Source organism: Actinomadura rifamycini DSM 43936, from assembly GCF_000425065.1.
Classification (GTDB): Bacteria; Actinomycetota; Actinomycetes; order Streptosporangiales; family Streptosporangiaceae; genus Spirillospora; species Spirillospora rifamycini.
Genome location: NZ_KE384300.1, coordinates 628,877 through 646,827 on the forward strand (window position 1 = coordinate 628,877; position 17,951 = coordinate 646,827).

Below are 17,951 nucleotides of genomic sequence, written 5' to 3' on the forward strand. Positions count from 1 at the left end.
CCATATCCGAACGGGCCCGCCCGCACGGGCACCACGACGCCCGGCCCGCACCGCGCACGGAACGGCCATGGAGAGAACCCGCCCAAGGCCGTTTCCTACAAGACCCGCCCCCCCGCCCACCTCTACGGTGGGCGCCATGAAGACCCTGACCACCGAAAACATCGAACGCGCATGGGAGTTCATGCTCCTCAACGCCCGCGTCATAGACCGCCACCGCTTCGCCCTGCACTTCCTCGACGGCGCACCCGAACCCGTCCTCGCCGCCCTCCGCCCCTACGAAAACCCCGACGGCGGCTACGGCAACGCCCTCGAACCCGACCTGCGCGGCACCGCCAGCCAACCCGTCCCCGCCCAGCACGCCCTCGAAATCCTCCACGAAGCCGGCGCCGACGACGACCCCGCCGTCACCCGCATCGCCGACCACCTCACCACCATCACCACCCCCGACGGCGGCGTCCCGTTCGTCCTGCCCACCGTCCGCGACGCCCCCCGCGCCCCCTGGTGGCAGACCCCCGACGACCCGCCCGCCGCGATCAACCCCACCGCGAGCCTCGCCGGCCTCCTCCACCGCGCCGGCACCGACCACCCCTGGCTCCGGACCGCCACCGACTTCTGCTGGAACCACCTCGACCGCGCCGACCTCAGGTTCGGCGCCTACGACGTCCTCGCCACCCTCACCTTCCTCGACCACGTCCCCGACCGCGACCGCGCCGAAGCCGCCTTCGACCGCCACCGCGCCGCCCTCGCCGCCGCCGGAAGCGACCACCACACCGCCATCGACTTCGCGCCCCGCCCCGACGGCCTCGGCGCCCGCCTCCACCCCCGCCACGCCATCGACGCCGAACTCGACGCGCTCGCCGCCGCCCAGCACGACGACGGCGGCTGGGACATCGCCTTCCCCGCCTGGACCCCGATCACCCGCCACGAATGGCGCGGCGTCCAAACCGTCGAACGGCTCCTCACCCTGCGGGCTTACGGCCGCCTCGACGCCTAGAGCAGGCCGCGGAGCGGCGTGCCCGCCAGGTCCCGCACCTCGTGCGCGAAATGCGCCTGGTCGGCGAACCCCGCCTCGTACGCCGCCTCCGCCGCCGGCCGCCCCGCCCGCACCAGCCGCAACCCCCGCTGGAACCGCAGCACCCGCTGCAGCACCTTCGGCCCGTACCCGAACGCCGCCAGCGAGCGCCGCCGCAACTGCCGCTCGCTCAACCCCACCGCGTCCGCCACCGCCCCGACCGAACCCCGCTCCAACCCCGACAGCACCGCCGGGACCAACGCGTCCACCGGCCCCGCCGCCCGCTCCTCGACCGCCCGCACCAGCACCGACCACCGCTCCCGCGGCCCCCCGGCCGCCGCCACCGCCTCCGCGAGCCGGTCCGCCTCGGCACCCCACAGCTCCCGCAGCGGCACCCGCACGTCCCGCACCGCGTCCCCCGGCACCCCCAGCACCGGCGGCGCCGCCCCCGGACCGAACCGCACCGCCGCCACCGCGTCGCCCGGCCGCATCACCGCCGGCATCGGCCCCGTGTCCGGACCCGCCACCATGATCTCCGCGCCCCAGCAGATCAGATCCACGCACCCGTCCGGCACCACCCGCTGCACGACCGGCTCCGCCCCCGACGGCAATGACGCCGACCACGCGCACACCAGCCCCGCCGACCCCCGCGCCGGCACCTCCAGATAGTTCGTGGCGTTCACAACACCCTGCATACCACCCCCCACCGACGGGCAGGGCGACAGAAGAACCCCACGAAACCGGAGGTCATCATGGCGACCGACCTGAAGGGCGCGACGATCGCGTTCCTCTGCGCCCCCGAAGGCACCGAACAGGTCGAACTGACCGAACCCTGGACGGCCGTCGAGCAGGCGGGCGGCACGCCTCGCCTCGTCTCCACCCAGACCGGCGAGATCCAGGCGTTCGACCACCTCGACAAGGCGGACACCTTCCCCGTCCACGCCACCGTCGACGACACCGACCACAGCGGCTTCCAAGCCCTCGTCCTGCCCGGAGGCGTCGCCAACCCCGACTTCCTCCGCATGCACCCGAAGGCCGTCCAGTTCGCCAAGTCGTTCTTCGACGCGGGCAAGCCCGTCGCCGTCATCTGCCACGGCCCCTGGACGCTCATCGAAGCCGACGTCGTCCGCGGGCGGACCATCACCTCCTGGCCCAGCCTCCAGACCGACCTGCGCAACGCCGGAGCCACGTGGGTCGACGAAGAGGTGAAAATCTGCGAAGCCGGGCCCAACGTACTGGTGTCCAGCCGCAAGCCCGACGACCTCAAGGCGTTCTGCCAGGCGGCCGTCGACGCGTTCAAGGCCGTGGTCTAGACCTTGTCCTAGACCAATGGGTGAACCCTGGGGGACCGCATCCTGCAGAAATAACCGTACCCACCAGTAACTAAGTACGGTTGTGACCGTGACCCGTCGAGCGAAAATAGTCAGCACCATCGGCCCCGCCTGCTCCAGCACCGAGCAGATCAACGCCCTCGTGGAAGCCGGCATCGACGTCGCCCGGCTCAACATGAGCCACGGCGACCACGCCACCCACGAAGAGGTGTACCACCGCCTCAGGGCCGCCGCCGACGCCACCGGACGCGGCGTCGGCATCCTCGCGGACCTCCAGGGCCCCAAGATCCGGATCGGCCGATTCCCCGACGGCCCCGTCCGCCTCACCCTCGGCGACGAATTCACCATCACCACCGAGGACGTCCCCGGCACCCGCCGCGAAGTCTCCACCACCTACGACGGCCTCCCCGGCGACGTCTCACCCGGCGACACCGTCCTCATCGACGACGGCCGCGTCGCCCTCCGCGTCACCGACGTCGACGGACCCCGCGTCCGCACCACCGTCACCGTCGGCGGCATGGTCTCCGACAACAAGGGCCTCAACCTGCCCGGCGTCCCCGTCAGCGTCCCCGCCCTCACCGACAAGGACGAAGAAGACCTCCGCTGGGCCCTGCGCCTCGGCGTCGACCTCGTCGCCCTCTCCTTCGTCCGCACCCCCGCCGACGCCGACATCTGCTACCAGATCATGGAAGAAGAAGGCGTCCGCGTCCCCCTCATCGGCAAGATCGAGAAGCCGCAGGCCGTCGAACGCCTCCCCGAGATCGTCGCCGCCTTCGACGGCATCATGGTCGCCCGCGGCGACCTCGGCGTCGAACTCCCCCTCGAACAGGTCCCCATCGTCCAGAAGCGCGCCATCGAGCTCTGCCGCGAAAAGGCCCGCCCGGTCATCGTCGCCACCCAGATGCTCGAATCCATGATCTCCGCGCCCCGCCCCACCCGCGCCGAGACCTCCGACGTCGCCAACGCCGTCTTCGAAGGCGCCGACGCCGTCATGCTCTCCGGCGAGACCAGTGTCGGCCAGTACCCCATCGAATCCGTCCAGACGATGAGCCGCATCGTCTGCACCGCCGAAGAAGCCGCACTCCAAGCCACCCACACCCTCGAGCGCATGCCCGAGACCGTCGGCGGCGCCATCGCCCGCGCCGCCGCCGAAGTCGGCGCCATCGTCGGCGCCGAGGCCCTGGCCGCCTTCACCATGTCCGGCGAAACGGCCCGCCGCCTCTCCCGCTACCGCTCGCCCATCCCCCTCCTCGCGTTCACCTCGGTCCCCGCCGTCCGAGGACGCCTCGCGCACGTCTGGGGAGTCGAAACCTTCATCGTCCCCCAGGTCGACCACACCGACGCCATGTTCGGCCAGGTCGAACAGGCCCTCCTCGAACTCGGCCGCGCCCAGAAGGGCGACCGCGTCGTCGTCGTCGCGGGCTCGCCCCCCGGCACGCCCGGCTCGACCAACTCCCTGCGCGTCCACATCATCGGCGACGCCATCTCCACCCAGCACTGACCGACCGCCGGGCGGCGCCGCGCCGCCCGGCACATCACCACCGGATCTCATTTAGAGCTCGCTCCGGCCAACCCGCTAGTACTTCGGCCCCACGAACTCGTCCAACCGCGCCACGGCCTCCCGCCGCGCCACGGACACGTTCTTCCGGTTCATCTGCCGCCACGCGATCCCGAGCCGATCCAGCGCATCCGTAAAGAGCCTCTGGATGTCCATGGATTCGTTGGTGAAGTAGTAGCGCGGGTACTCGTACCACCGCTCCTCGCCCTGGACCGGGCGCCGTACCCGGTTCACGCCGCGGCAGCCGTCCGAGTGAATGAGCCCTCGAATCAACTCTTCGGTGTACTCGTCCACGATCTTCTGCTGCCAATCCGCCAGCTCGATCGTGCGCTCGTGTTTCCGTCCCGGGCCGTGCTGGGGGAAGAGGCATGGCCAGTGTTTCGAGTAAGAGCCCACCACCGTGCACCCCGGCTTCCGACGGCGCCCGACTCGTGAGATCGGCAGTACTGTGCCGACCGCCTTGGCCGCTTCCTCGATCAAGCCGGGGTAGGCGTCGTCGCAGGCGATGTCCAGTCGGTACACCCCTTTCCGGCAGCGGGCGAGATGCCCATCACCGAGGTAGAGGCCGAGCAGGTACGCGTAACACCGCTCATCGAGCTCCCGGCCGAAGCAACGTGGACAGCCCCGCCTGAAGCGGGCGTCTCCACTGGTCGGGTCCGCCGGATCGAGGCGTCTTCGTCTCGTTCCATACCGCCATTTCCGAACCGCCGCGATCGAGACGCCGCAGCGACGAGCCACTTCGCGGTCGGTCCAGCCCGCTCGGGACAGTTCCAGGGCCTGCTGAACGACTTCCTCGGGATACATGCGCCGAGTATCTCGCCGACCACTGACAGTTTTGTTTTTCGCTTATATGTACCGATTTTGGGTGTTTGTGGGGCGGCGGGTTCAGGCGTGGCCGGTTGTTCCGGGCAGTTGGCGCCTCCGGCGTAGCGGAATCCATCCGGACCGACATGGAAAAACCGCCGTCCATGAGAACGGCGGTCGGAGAGGTGCCGGAGGTGGGATTCGAACCCACACGCCCTTTCGGACAAATCCTTTTGAGGGATCAGCGTCTGCCATTTCGCCACTCCGGCAGCTTTATCTGGACATGTCCCTTGTTGTCCAGTTTGCTGCCCCTTGGTGAGGGGCGGCACGTGTCATGGTAGCGCGTCCCGGTAGTCTCGTGCGCGTGACGGAGAGCGCTCGGCGAGTTGTGATCGCAGAAGACGAGGCCCTGATCCGGCTGGACCTCAAGGAGATGCTGCAGGAGGACGGCTACGAGGTCGTGGGCGAGGCCGGGGACGGCGAGGCGGCCGTCCGGCTCGCGTCGGACCTGAAGCCCGATCTCGTGATCCTGGACGTCAAGATGCCGGTGCTCGACGGGATCTCGGCCGCCGAGCGGATCTCGGCCGAGCGGATCGCGCCCGTCGTCATCCTCACCGCGTTCTCGCAGCGGGAGCTGGTGCAGCGCGCCACCGAGGCGGGCGCGATGGCCTACCTGGTGAAGCCGTTCTCGAAGACGGACCTGGCGCCGGCGATCGAGATGGCGGTCAGCCGGTACACCGAGATGCGGGCGCTCGAGGCGGAGGTCGCGGGGCTGCAGGAGCGGCTGGAGACGCGCAAGATCGTCGACCGCGCGAAAGGGCTGCTGCAGGAGGCGCACGGGTGGTCCGAGCCCGAGGCGTTCCGGTGGATCCAGAAGACGTCGATGGACCGGCGGCTCACGATGCGGGCCGTCGCGGAGGCGGTCGTCGCCGGTGCGGGCGGGGAGTCCGCGGAGTCCTGACTCCACTGGCCGTTATCTCGCGCGTTGTCAAGGGCCAATGCGTGTGCGCCGGACCGCCCCCGATCGTTACTCTGCGTCATCATCGCTGTTGGTTGCGCGGATCCCGATGAGCACGGGGGAGTAACGAACGAGTAACCCTTCTATCCGGGGGTGCTGATCTGTGTTGGGTCCTCGGTGTACGACATACCTGGTCCCCAGGTGACCGATATCTCCCCATCCACGGGAACATGTCGCGCCCGGGGCATGACTCGTACCCGATCCCTTCCCGGATCCGGATGGAAAGGCTGGGCACCTTGCGGCGCAACAAGATGAGGGTCGCCGGCGCGGTGGCGATGAGCGCGGTGCTCGCGCTCGGTGCCGTGGCGTGCGGCGACGACGGCGGCGGCTCGGGCGACGGCGACTCGATCACGATCGGGTTCATGGGAGACCTGACCGGGGAGAACTCGGGTCTGGTGATTCCGCCCAAGCAGGGCGCCGAGCTGGCGATCGAGCAGTACAACGCCACCAACCCCGAGGTCAAGATCAACCTCAAGACCTATGACAGCCAGGGGAAGCCGGAGCAGGCGACGACGCTGGCGCTGGGCGCGGTGAAGAACGACAAGATCGTCGGGCTGATCGGTCCGGCTTTCTCGGGTGAGTCCCAGAGCGTGGGGCCCATCCTCGAGGAGGCGAAGATCCCGAGCGTGTCGCCGTCGGCGACGAGCATCACGCTCGCGGAGAAGGGCTGGAAGTACTGGCACCGGGTGGTGGCCGACGACGCGGTGCAGAGCACGGGCGTCGCGACCTTCCTGAGCGGTTCGCTGGGCGCGAAGAAGGTCTTCACGGTCCACGACAACCAGGACTACGGCAAGGGTCTGGCCGACGCGATCGGGTCGGCGGTGAAGGCCAAGGGCGTGACGACGCAGACCGACGCGGTGGACGACAACGCGACGGACTACTCGTCGACGGTCAACAAGATCGTGGACTTCAAGCCGGAGGCGGTGTACTTCGGCGGTTACTACGCGGTGGCCGGGCGTCTGTTCAAGCAGCTGGCGGAGGCCGGCTACGAGGGCAAGATGATGTCGGGCGACGGGTCGCTGGCGACCGAGCTGATCACGGGCACCGGTGAGAAGAACGCGCAGGGTGCGCTGCTGAGCTGCGGCTGCCTGATCGACACCGACGGCAAGACGAACGCGAACGCGAAGAAGTTCGCGGACGACTACAAGGCCAAGTTCGGGTCCGAGGTCGCGATCTACTCGACGGAGGGGTACGACGCGGCGACGGCGTTCGTGGAGGCCGTGAAGGCCGGCAAGACGACGCCGGAGGACATCAACGAGTTCCTGAAGACCGTGAGCTTCGACGGGGTCGGCAAGCCGGTGAAGTTCGACGAGAACGGTGAGCTGGCCGCGCAGGACATCTTCATCTACGAGGTGCAGGGCAAGGCGATCAAGCTCCTCGGCAACGCGAACGAAGCGAAGGTCTCGTAGGGCGTCACCACGCCGTTCGAACGACCTCCTGATGGCGCGGGAGCGGGAGCGCTACAGCGCTCCCGCTCCTTTTCACAAAGGGCGACCAAAGGTGCTCGACGACTTCATCAATCAATTCTGGCCGTCGACCATCGACGGGCTGTCGCTGGGGGCGATCTATGCTCTCCTGGCGCTCGGCTACACGATGGTCTACGGCGTGCTCCGGCTGATCAACTTTGCTCATGCCGACATCTTCATGGCGGGTACGTTCGCGGCACTGTGGACGGTGCGCGGCCTCGGCGTCTCGGATCTGAACGGGATCGCGCTCATCGGCGTGGTGGCGTTGTGCGGGGTGGTGGCCGGCGCCGTGGCCGGCGGCGGCGCGATGCTGCTGGAGGTGGTGGCCTACCGGCCGCTGCGGAAACGGGGGGCGTCGCGGTTGGCGGCGCTCATCTCGGCGATCGGCGCGTCGATCTTCATTCAGCAGCTGTTCGCGACGGTGCTGGTGCCGTGGATCTTCGGGACGTCGAAGGAGGGCGGCAAGCTTCCGGTCAGCGAGCACTTCCGGGAGATGACGACGGTGGTCTCGATCGGTCCGATCGAGATCACGAACGTCGCGCTGATCATCTTCTTCGGCGCCGTGCTGATGATGGTGGCGCTGGACCAGTTCGTGAACCGGACGCGGCTGGGGCGGGGCATCCGTTCGACGGCGCAGGATCCGGAGACCGCGGTGCTGATGGGCGTGAACATCGACCGTGTGGTGTCGGTGACGTTCCTGGTGGGCGGTGTGATGGCGGGTGTGGCGGCCGCGCTGTACTTCCTGCGGTTCGAGCAGACGGAGTACTTCGTGGGCTTCCTGCTGGGCATCAAGGCGTTCACGGCGGCGGTTCTCGGCGGTATCGGGAACATTCGCGGTGCGTTGGTCGGCGGGTTCGTGCTGGGGCTGCTGGAGATGTACGGCTCGAGCATCTTCGGTTCGGAGTGGCGGGACGTGGTGGCGTTCACGCTGCTGATCCTGATTCTGATGTTCCGTCCCACCGGCATCCTCGGTGAGTCTCTCCAGCGGGCGCGCGCATGAACATGACGAAGAAGCTTCCTTCGAAGAGCATCGGCGGCGGTCTGTCCTTGGATCCGCTGCGCGACTGGTGGGCGGGTGCCGCCGGGTGGCAGCGCTGGGGCGTGTACGTCCTGCTGATCATCGGTGCGCTGCTGCTGCCGCATCAGGCGATCGGCAGTTTCATGGCGCCGAGCGGTGCGGACTGGGCGTCGATGCTCAGCGACCAGATCGCGATCTACGTGCTGCTGGCGATCGGTTTGAACGTCGTGGTCGGCATGGCGGGTCTGCTGGACCTGGGGTATGTGGCGTTCTACGCGGTCGGCGGGTACACCATCGCGATCTTCGCGGTGAAGTACAACTGGAGTTTCTGGGAGACGCTGGTTCTGGCGATCGTGTTCGCGGCGGCGTCCGGGGTGATCCTGGGTGCGCCGACGCTGCGGTTGCGGGGCGACTACCTGGCGATCGTGACGCTGGGCTTTGGTGAGATCGTCAAGCGGACGGCGAACAACAGCGACTACGTGAACGGTCCTCGCGGTGTGCAGGGGATCCCGCATCCTCCGACGGTGTCGGAGTGGGAGATCTTCGGTGTGCAGCCGTTGAAGTACGGGATCCTGGATTCGCGGCCGTACTACTACATGCTGGTCTTCTTCATCGTGCTGGCGATCATCTTCGTGCGGCGGCTGGAGAAGTCGCGGGTCGGCCGGGCGTGGACGTCGATCCGGGAGGACGAGGACGCGGCGGAGCTGATGGGCGTGCCGACGTTCCGGTTCAAGCTGGCGGCGTTCGCGATCGGCGCGGCGATCGGCGGCAGCGGCGGTGTGGTGTTCGCGGCGAAGCAGACGTCGATCCTGCCGACGAACTTCGAGTTCCTGGTGTCGGCGCTGATCCTGGCGGCGGTGGTGCTGGGCGGTTCGGGGAGTATTCCGGGCGCGATTCTGGGGGCGTTCGTGGTGGCGTGGCTGCCCGAGCGGTTCCGGTTCCTGGAGGACTACCGGATGCTGATCTTCGGTGCCGCGCTGGTGCTCATGATGATCTTCCGGCCGGAGGGGCTGTGGCCGTCCCGGCAGCGGAAGGCGGAGCTGGCCGAAGGCGGCGGCGGTATGGGCCATATGGGCGCGGAGGTCGGCGAGCAGCAGGCCGGGGCCGGGGCCGCGGCGGAGGTGACGAAGTGAAGGACGCCGGCGAGGGCACGGTGCTGCTGGCACTGCAGGACGTCGTCATGCGGTTCGGCGGTGTCGTGGCCCTGAACAAGGTGAACATCGAGATCCGCAAGGGCGAGATCTTCGCGCTGATCGGTCCGAACGGTGCGGGGAAGACGACGGTGTTCAACGTGACGACCGGGGTGTACCGGCCGTCCGAGGGCGCGGTCGTGTTCGACGGGCAGCGGATCGACGGCAAGAAGCGGTTCACGGTGACGAAGCTGGGCGTGGCGCGCACGTTCCAGAACGTCCGGTTGTTCCACCACATGACGGCCGTGGAGAACGTTCTGGTGGGCGCGGACGCGCATCATCGGACGGGTTTCGTCGGTGCGGCGCTGGGGTTGCCGTGGCACCGCCGTGAGGAGCGGCAGGGCCGGGAGCGGGCCGCCGAGCTGCTGGAGCTGGTGGGGATTTCGCACCGGGCCGGGGAGCTGGCGAAGAACCTGCCGTACGGCGACCAGCGGCGCCTGGAGATCGCGCGGGCGCTGGCGACGAACCCGAAGCTGCTGCTCCTGGACGAGCCCGCGGCCGGGATGAACCCGGCGGAGAAGGTGGCGCTGCAGGAGCTGATCCGCAAAATCCGTGACACCGGGGTGACCGTGCTGCTGATCGAGCACGACATGGGCCTGGTGATGGGGATCAGCGACCGGGTGGCGGTGCTGGACTTCGGTCAGAAGATCGCGGACGGGCTGCCGGCCGAGGTGCAGAACGACCCGCGGGTCATTGAGGCGTATCTGGGGGCTCCGGCCGATGCTTCTTGAGATCGATGACATCCACGTCCACTACGGGAAGATCGCGGCGCTGAAGGGCATCAGCGTGTCGGTCGACCAGGGTGAGATCGTCACGCTGATCGGCGCGAACGGCGCGGGCAAGACGACGACGCTGAAGACGGTGTCGGGGCTGCGGGAGCTGTCGTCCGGTGCGATCCGGTTCGACGGGGCGGACATCGGCAGGATGCCGGGCCACAAGCGTGTGCTGGTGGGCATCGGGCAGGCGCCGGAGGGCCGGGGGATCTTCCCCGGCATGACGGTGGAGGAGAACCTGCTGATGGGCGCGTACGCCCGCAAGGACGATGCGTCGAAGGAGCTCGCGGAGGCGTACGAGCTGTTCCCGCGGCTGGCGGAGCGCAAGTCGCAGGCGGGCGGCACGATGTCGGGCGGCGAGCAGCAGATGCTGGCGATCGGCCGGGCGCTGATGGCGAAGCCGAAGGTGCTGCTGCTGGACGAGCCGTCGATGGGGCTCGCGCCGATGCTGGTGCAGCAGATCTTCTCGATCATCGAGGAGATCAACCGGCGGGGCACGACGGTGCTGCTGGTGGAGCAGAACGCCCAGCAGGCGCTGCAGATCGCGCATCGCGCGTACGTCCTGGAGACGGGGCGCGTGGTGAAGGCGGCGCCTGCGTCGGATCTGCTGGACGATCCGCAGGTCCGTGCGGCGTACCTGGGCGGCGACCTGGGTGAGGACGCGTCCGAGGACGGTGTCGTGAGCGGCGCGGACGGGCCGGGCGCGCCGTCGGGCGGGGAGGACTCGGCCGCGAAAGCCGAGAAGTCCGACAAGCCCGAGAAGTCCGAGGACTGACGGGGCCGCGGGACGCCCGCCGGGACCGGTTCGTCCGGTCCCGGCGGGCGTTCGCGTGCGTGCGCCGCGCGTTCGGGGACGTCCGGACAGACGTTGACCCGGGATCACCTTTGGGGCCGTACGGCCTTCCCCGGCGCGTACGTTGTCTACTCGGTGATCCCGGGCCGTTCCGTGCCACGGTACAGAGGTGCGGCGTCCCGCCGCAAAGGTCCCGCGAAACCCGCGGGGCCCGGTCAGGATCCGGGGGCGTCGCGCAGCATGCAGGTCAGGCGTGCCGTGCAGACGCGGCGGTCCTGGTCGTCGTTGATGACGATGTCGTAGGTGGCGAGGGTGCGGCCGCCGTGGGCGCGGGTCGCGACGCCGGTGACGTGGCCTTCGGTCGCGGACCGGTGGTGGGTGGCGTTGATCTCGATGCCGACGGCGATGCGGCCGGGGCCGGCGTGGAGGGCCGAGCCGACGGAGCCGATGGACTCGGCGAGGACGCAGGACGCGCCGCCGTGCAGGAGGCCGTAGGGCTGGGTGTTGCCCTTGACGGGCATGCGGGCGACGACGCGTTCGGCGGTCGCCTCGATGTACTCGATGCCCATCTGGGTGGCGAGGTCGTTGTGCGCGTCGAGTTCGCCGTGGGGGTCGAGGCCGGCAAGCGGGGCGAACTCGGCGAGGACCTTGGCCTCGTCGGTGGGGGGCACGCCGGGGGTGTCAGTCACTTACGCCTCCACAAAACTGTCGTACGCGCAGACTAGAGTCCTGCTGTGGCGATGACAGCAGCGACCCCTGACAAGCGTGAACGGCTCCTCCTGCTCGACGGGCACTCCCTGGCCTACCGGGCGTTCTTCGCGTTGCCGGTGGAGAACTTCTCCACCACCGACGGGCAGCCGACGAACGCGGTGTACGGCTTCACCTCGATGCTCATCAACGTCCTGCGGGACGAGCAGCCCACCCACATCGCGGTGGCGTTCGACCGGTCGGAGCCGACGTTCCGGCACGAGCAGTACGTGGAGTACAAGGCGGGCCGGCAGAAGACGCCGGACGAGTTCCGCAGCCAGGTGAGCCTGATCTTCGAGGTGCTGGACGCGCTGCGGATCCCGCGGATGTCGGTGGCGGGGTTCGAGGCCGACGACATCATCGCCACGCTGTCGGTGCAGGCGTCCGAGGCCGGGATGGAGACGCTGGTGGTCACCGGCGACCGGGACGCGTTCCAGCTGGTGAACGAGCACGTCACCGTCCTGTACCCGGTGAAGGGCGTGTCGGAGCTCGCCCGGATGGACCCGGCGGCCGTGGAGGCCAAGTACGGGGTGCCGCCGGAGCGGTACCGGGAGCTGGCCGCGCTGGTGGGGGAGAGCAGCGACAACCTGCCGGGCGTGCCGGGCGTCGGCCCGAAGACGGCCGCGAAGTGGCTCGGCAAGTTCGGCGACCTCGACACGCTCGTCGCGCGGGTCGACGAGATCAAGGGCAAGGCGGGCGACAGCCTGCGCGAGCACCTGGCCGGGGTGATCCGCAACCACCAGATCAACCGGCTCGACACGCAGGTCGGGCTGGATCTGACGCCGCCGCAGCTGTCGATGGGCCAGTGGGACCGCGAGGAGATCCACACCCTGTTCGACTCGCTGCAGTTCCGGGTGCTGCGGGAGCGGCTGTACTCGACGCTGCAGGCCGCCGAGCCGGAGGCCGACGAGGGCTTCGACGTGCAGCTGGAGCAGCTGGAGCCGGGGGCGCTGGGCGCCTGGCTGGACGCGAACGCCGGCGGGCGGCTCGGCGTCGCCGTGACCGGGTCGTGGGGCCGCGGCACCGGTGAGATCACCGCGCTCGCGCTCGCGTCCAAGGACGGCCCGGCCGTCCACCTCGACCCGGCGGAGCTGATCGAGGACGACGAGCGCGCCCTCGCCGGCTACCTGGGCGACGCCGCCCGGCCGAAGGCGATGCACGAGGCGAAGGGGCCGATGCTGGCGCTGGCGGCGCGCGGCATCGCGCTGGCGGGGCTCACCAGCGACACCGCCCTCGCCGCGTACCTGGCGCTGCCGGGGCAGCGCACGTTCGACCTCGCCGACCTCGCCCTGCGGTACCTGCACCGGGAGCTGCGCGGCGAGGCCGAGGACTCGGGGCAGCTCACGCTGGACGGGTCCGGTGAGGAGGAGGCCGCGGAGGCGCTCGCCGTCCGGGCGCGGGCGGTCGCCGAACTCGCCGACGTCCTGGACGCCGACCTGGAGAAGCGCGGCGCGACCCGGCTGCTGCACGAGGTCGAGCTCCCGCTCGTCGGCGTCCTGGCCGGGATGGAGCGGGCGGGCATCGCCGTGGACGCCGACCACCTCGCGGGCCTGTCGGCGACGCTGGGCGGGCAGGTCAAGCAGCAGGAGCAGGAGGCGCACAACGCGGTGGGCCGGGAGTTCAACCTGGGCTCCCCGAAGCAGGTGCAGCAGGTGCTGTTCGACGAGCTGAACCTGCCCAAGACCAAGCGCACCAAGACCGGCTACACCACCGACTCCGAGGCGCTCACCAACCTGCTGGAGAAGGAGGGCCACCCGGTCCTGGAGCACATCCTGCGGTGGCGGGAGGTCGCGAAGCTGAAGAGCATCGTCGACTCCCTCATCCCGATGGCCGACGACGCGGGCCGCATCCACACGACGTTCAACCAGATGGTCGCGGCGACCGGGCGGCTGTCGTCCACCGACCCGAACCTGCAGAACATCCCGATCCGCACCGAGGAGGGGCGCCGGATCCGCGAGGCGTTCGTCGTCGGCGGCGGCTACGAGACGCTGCTGACCGCCGACTACTCGCAGATCGAGCTGCGGATCATGGCGCACCTGTCGGAGGACGAGGCGCTCCTGGAGGCGTTCGGGTCCGGCGCCGACTTCCACACCATCACCGCGTCCCGCGTGTTCGGCCTGCCGCCCGAGCAGATCGACTCCGAGCTGCGCGCCCGGATCAAGGCGATGAACTACGGGCTGGCGTACGGGCTGTCGGCGTACGGGCTGTCGCAGCAGCTCCGGATCGCCCCCGACGAGGCGCGGGGGCTGATGGAGGAGTACTTCGAGCAGTTCGGCGGCGTCCGCGACTACCTGCGCGACGTGGTGGCCCGCGCCCGCCGCGACGGCTACACCGAGACGATCCTGGGCCGCCGCCGCTACCTGCCGGACCTGAACTCCGACAACCGGCAGCGCCGCGAGATGGCCGAGCGGATGGCCCTCAACGCCCCGATCCAGGGGTCGGCCGCCGACATCGTCAAGGTCGCGAGCCTCAACGTCGACCGCGCGCTGCGCTCCGACGGCCTGGCGTCCCGCGTGCTGCTGCAGGTGCACGACGAGCTGGTCCTGGAGGTCGCGCCGGGCGAGCTCGACCGCGTCAAGGAGCTCGTCGGCGACCAGATGGCGGGCGCCTACGAGCTCCGCGCCCCGCTGGAGGTCTCCATGGGCACCGGCCGCACGTGGCAGGACGCCGCGCACTGACCCGTCCGCCCGTCCCGTCCCGTCCCGTCCCGGACGCCGGACGCGCCGCACCGTCGCGCGCGTCCGGCGTTCGCGGTTTCCGGTGCGCCGGAGAAGTCCTGGAATGCCGCCCGTCCGAGGGATGGATGCGCAGGTCGGAGCCGGGTTGGGGGTACCCCGGTGATCGACGCGCGGCGGCGAGTTGATCTTATGGGGGAGGTCGCCGCGCGGGCCGCAAGGCGCGGGCGGCGGCGTGTCCGGGACGCCTGGTGACGTCGTGTCATTTACCCGTGCGTTCCGGAATTGGCGGGATGAGGGCCGGGGCGCGGGTGCTCCGTGGGGATCGAGCGGGTACGAGATGTGGTGTCCGTAGATCGTCCGGGGTTCTACGCTGTCCCTGGTCCTGTTCGGGTCGACCGGCGGGGGGAACATGCCGCTCCTTCACAAGATCGCAGGAGTCGTGGTCGTCTGCGCCGTCGTCCTCGGGCTGGTGCTGCCCGGAGCGCGGCGGGGCGACGATGGGAACGAGGCCCGGCGGGCCGGCGCGGCGGAGGCCGAACCGGTCGACGCGGAGAAGGCGATGCGGCCGGGCCCCGGGGCGACGCCCGCGCCGTCGGCGGGCGGCGCGAGCGCGGCGCCGAGCGTGTCGGCGACGGCGCCGATCCCGGCGGCGGCGCCCGCCGCCGCGGCGGCGAAGGCCAACGAGCTGGGCCAGGTGCCGGTGCTGATGTACCACCGGATCCTCGACAAGGCCGAGCAGTCGCTGGACCGGTCGACCAAGGAGCTGTACGACGAGCTGACGCGGCTCGCCAAGGGCGGGTACACGCCCGTCACCGCGACCGAGTTCGCGAGCGGGCGGATCGACGTGCCGGCCGGCCGTCACCCGGTCGTCCTGACGTTCGACGACAGCACGCCGGGGCACTTCGCGCTCGACGCGAACGGCGCCCCGAAGCCGAACACGGCCGTCGGCATCATCCAGCGGGTCGCGCAGGAGAACCCCGGGTTCCGCGCGACCGCGACCTTCTACCTGAACAAGGACATGTTCGGCCTGAAGGGCGCCGACGCGTCGACGGGGCTGCAGTGGCTGCGGCAGCACGGGTACGACCTCGGCAACCACACGCTCACGCACCCCAACCTCGGCGGGCTGTCGGCCGGCGCGGTGCGCGAGGAGGTCGGCGGGCTGGAGGACGAGGTCGTCAAGCTCACCGGCGCGCACACCGGGACGCTCGCCTACCCGTTCGGGGTCGCGCCCGAGAAGGAGGAGTGGGCGCGCGAGGAGCGGGGCCGGTACGCGTTCCAGGGGATGTTCCTGGCGGGCTGGCGGCCCGCGCCGTCCCCCTTCGGCGAGGAGTTCGACCGGTGGGCGATCCCGCGGGTGCGGTCGGAGGGCAAGATCAAGGAGAACGACTGCAAGAAGTACTGCTCGACGGCGTGGCTGGAGTACCTTGACCAGCACCCGCAGGAGCGGTACACGTCCGACGGGGACCCCCGCACGGTGACGGTCCCGCGCGGCCTGCAGGACGCGCTCGACCCGCAGTACCGGGGCATGGCGCGGGTCTACTGATCGGTCCGCTCCCGGCCGGGACGCCACCGGGGCGCCACCGGGGCGCCACCGGGGCGCCACCGGGGCGCGATCGGGAGCGGTGCCGCGAGCGGTGCCGCCGGCCGGGCAGGGAGCGGCGCAGGACACGGGGCGGCGGGGGCCGGATTGACCCGGGGGGTTTCGGTCCCATATCCTGATCGCTGCGCTGTGGGCTTGCGCGTGCTTCGGACGGAGCAGGCTCGCGCTCGGTCAGGTCGGCGACAACGGTTCGGTTCACAGGCGCGGGGCGACCCGCGTTCCTTTCCGGTCTTCGGCAGGGCAGACCAAAGCCCGCCGCGCAACAACCCATACGACTTCCATGTCCGTACCGGAGCCAGCCGACACATGACGAGCAGCACCGAGGCCACCTCGACCACCCCGCAGGTAGCGGTCAACGACATCGGGTCCGAGGAAGCCTTCCTCGCGGCGATCGACGAGACCATCAAGTACTTCAACGACGGCGACATTGTCGAAGGCACTGTCGTCAAGGTCGATCGTGACGAGGTCCTCCTCGACATCGGCTACAAGACCGAGGGCGTCATCCCGTCCCGGGAACTCTCGATCAAGCACGACGTCGACCCGAACGAGGTCGTCGCCGTCGGTGATCACGTCGAGGCCCTCGTCCTCCAGAAGGAGGACAAGGAAGGTCGGCTGATCCTGTCCAAGAAGCGCGCCCAGTACGAGCGCGCCTGGGGCACGATCGAGAAGATCAAGGACGAGGACGGCATCGTCACCGGTACCGTCATCGAGGTCGTCAAGGGCGGCCTCATCCTCGACATCGGGCTGCGCGGCTTCCTGCCGGCCTCCCTCGTCGAGATGCGCCGCGTCCGCGACCTCCAGCCCTACGTGGGCCGCGAGCTCGAGGCCAAGATCATCGAGCTGGACAAGAACCGCAACAACGTGGTCCTGTCCCGCCGCGCCTGGCTCGAGCAGACGCAGAGCGAGGTCCGCCAGACCTTCCTCAACACCCTGCAGAAGGGCCAGGTCCGCAAGGGCGTCGTCTCGTCGATCGTCAACTTCGGCGCGTTCGTCGACCTCGGCGGCGTCGACGGCCTGGTGCACGTCTCCGAGCTGTCCTGGAAGCACATCGACCACCCGTCCGAGGTCGTCGAGGTCGGCCAGGAAGTCACGGTCGAGGTCCTGGACGTCGACATGGAGCGCGAGCGCGTCTCCCTGTCGCTCAAGGCCACGCAGGAAGACCCCTGGCAGCAGTTCGCCCGCACCCACCAGATCGGCCAGGTCGTGCCGGGCCGCGTCACCAAGCTGGTGCCGTTCGGCGCGTTCGTCCGGGTCGAGGAGGGTATCGAGGGCCTCGTCCACATCTCCGAGCTGGCCGAGCGCCACGTGGAGATCCCCGAGCAGGTCGTCCAGGTCGGCGACGAGATCTTCGTGAAGATCATCGACATCGACCTCGACCGGCGCCGCATCAGCCTGTCGCTCAAGCAGGCCAACGAGGGCGCCGCCGGGATGGACGAAGAGGACTTCGACCCCACCCTGTACGGGATGCCGGCCGAGTACGACGAGCAGGGCAACTACAAGTACCCCGAGGGCTTCGACGCCGACACGGGCGAGTGGCTGCCGGGCTTCGACGAGCAGCGCGAGACCTGGGAGCGGCAGTACGCCGAGGCCCGCTCCCGCTTCGACGCCCACCGCCGGCAGATCGAGGAGGCCCGCAAGGCCGAGGCGGAGGCCGACACGGCGCCCGCCCCGACCGGTGGCGGCGGCGACACCTCCTACTCCGGCGGCGGCGAGAGCGAGAGCGGCGGTGGCGCCCTGGCCACCGACGAGGCGCTCGCCGCGCTGCGGGAGAAGCTCTCCGGCGGGCAGTGACGCCGCGTCGGCCGCGGGCCGACTCCACCGCGGCCGGTCCCGCCCCGGACCGGCCCCGGTGACGGCCGCCGCGCGCACGGGCGCGCGGCCGCCGATGCCCCTTTGACACGGCCGGGGGCCGATCTTCACGGATCGGCCCCCGGCCGTGATCTCGTTGCCCCGACCCCTCAGA

At 70.0% G+C, this 17,951-nt stretch carries 15 protein-coding genes and 1 tRNA gene; 12 read left to right on the forward strand and 4 right to left on the reverse strand.

Going from position 1 to position 17,951, the window contains the following annotated elements; translation table 11 throughout:
* The first annotated feature begins 136 nt into the window (after positions 1-136).
* Complete coding sequence (locus H505_RS0136335) at positions 137-994, forward strand: hypothetical protein (RefSeq protein WP_026405881.1); 858 nt, start codon at positions 137-139, stop codon at positions 992-994.
* On the opposite strand, the gene H505_RS0136340 is transcribed toward H505_RS0136335, so the two are convergent.
* Complete coding sequence (locus H505_RS0136340) at positions 991-1,695, reverse strand: helix-turn-helix transcriptional regulator (protein ID WP_245592721.1); 705 nt, start codon at positions 1,693-1,695, stop codon at positions 991-993. The genes H505_RS0136335 and H505_RS0136340 overlap by 4 nt on opposite strands.
* 69 nt (positions 1,696-1,764) lie before the next feature.
* Between H505_RS0136340 and H505_RS0136345 the strand changes: the two genes are divergently transcribed.
* The gene (locus H505_RS0136345) at positions 1,765-2,325 is read left to right on the forward strand and encodes a type 1 glutamine amidotransferase domain-containing protein (RefSeq protein WP_026405883.1); all 561 of its coding nucleotides are present in this window, start codon (positions 1,765-1,767) and stop codon (positions 2,323-2,325) included.
* 88 nt (positions 2,326-2,413) lie between these two features.
* Positions 2,414-3,844, forward strand: a complete 1,431-nt coding sequence (pyk, locus tag H505_RS0136350) for a pyruvate kinase (RefSeq protein WP_026405884.1) — start codon at positions 2,414-2,416, stop codon at positions 3,842-3,844.
* A 75-nt stretch (positions 3,845-3,919) separates the two neighbouring features.
* Here the strand turns inward: pyk and H505_RS0136355 are convergent, their stop codons facing one another.
* Complete coding sequence (locus tag H505_RS0136355; RefSeq protein WP_026405885.1) at positions 3,920-4,705, reverse strand: helix-turn-helix domain-containing protein; 786 nt, start codon at positions 4,703-4,705, stop codon at positions 3,920-3,922.
* 186 nt (positions 4,706-4,891) lie between these two features.
* Positions 4,892-4,974 (reverse strand) — tRNA-Leu (locus tag H505_RS0136360).
* Positions 4,975-5,039: 65 nt separating this feature from the next.
* Between H505_RS0136360 and H505_RS0136365 the strand changes: the two genes are divergently transcribed.
* The 6 genes from H505_RS0136365 (at position 5,040) to H505_RS46645 (ending at position 10,945) form a co-directional block, all read left to right on the forward strand.
* Entirely contained in the window at positions 5,040-5,666 is a 627-nt protein-coding gene (locus H505_RS0136365; RefSeq protein ID WP_051301542.1) for an ANTAR domain-containing response regulator, read from the forward strand.
* Between the two features lie 308 nt (positions 5,667-5,974).
* A complete protein-coding gene (locus H505_RS0136370) occupies positions 5,975-7,132 on the forward strand; it encodes a branched-chain amino acid ABC transporter substrate-binding protein (RefSeq protein WP_026405887.1) in 1,158 nt (385 codons plus the stop codon).
* Positions 7,133-7,223: 91 nt separating this feature from the next.
* Entirely contained in the window at positions 7,224-8,189 is a 966-nt protein-coding gene (locus H505_RS0136375) for a branched-chain amino acid ABC transporter permease (RefSeq protein ID WP_026405888.1), read from the forward strand.
* A complete protein-coding gene (locus tag H505_RS46640; RefSeq protein WP_034521383.1) occupies positions 8,186-9,340 on the forward strand; it encodes a branched-chain amino acid ABC transporter permease in 1,155 nt (384 codons plus the stop codon). Before H505_RS0136375 ends, H505_RS46640 begins: the two co-directional genes overlap by 4 nt.
* 47 nt (positions 9,341-9,387) lie before the next feature.
* Complete coding sequence (locus H505_RS0136385) at positions 9,388-10,128, forward strand: ABC transporter ATP-binding protein (protein ID WP_051301580.1); 741 nt, start codon at positions 9,388-9,390, stop codon at positions 10,126-10,128.
* Entirely contained in the window at positions 10,118-10,945 is an 828-nt protein-coding gene (locus H505_RS46645) for an ABC transporter ATP-binding protein (RefSeq protein WP_084551196.1), read from the forward strand. The genes H505_RS0136385 and H505_RS46645 overlap by 11 nt, the downstream gene beginning before the upstream one ends.
* A gap of 233 nt (positions 10,946-11,178) precedes the next feature.
* Here H505_RS46645 and H505_RS46650 read toward each other — a convergent pair whose 3' ends face one another.
* Positions 11,179-11,532: a PaaI family thioesterase gene (locus tag H505_RS46650; RefSeq protein ID WP_034521680.1), complete on the reverse strand. Its 354-nt coding sequence runs from the start codon at positions 11,530-11,532 to the stop codon at positions 11,179-11,181.
* A gap of 165 nt (positions 11,533-11,697) precedes the next feature.
* Here H505_RS46650 and polA point away from each other — a divergent pair, with 165 nt between their 5' ends.
* The 3 genes from polA (at position 11,698) to rpsA (ending at position 17,779) form a co-directional block, all read left to right on the forward strand.
* On the forward strand, positions 11,698-14,388 hold the full coding sequence (gene polA, locus H505_RS0136400; RefSeq protein WP_026405890.1) for a DNA polymerase I: 2,691 nt from the start codon (positions 11,698-11,700) through the stop codon (positions 14,386-14,388).
* Positions 14,389-14,797: 409 nt separating this feature from the next.
* Positions 14,798-15,931 (forward strand): polysaccharide deacetylase family protein, encoded by a 1,134-nt coding sequence (locus H505_RS0136405; protein ID WP_026405891.1) that lies wholly within the window; start codon positions 14,798-14,800, stop codon positions 15,929-15,931.
* Between the two features lie 363 nt (positions 15,932-16,294).
* Entirely contained in the window at positions 16,295-17,779 is a 1,485-nt protein-coding gene (rpsA, locus tag H505_RS0136415; RefSeq protein WP_026405892.1) for a 30S ribosomal protein S1, read from the forward strand.
* The last annotated feature ends 172 nt before the right edge of the window (positions 17,780-17,951 follow it).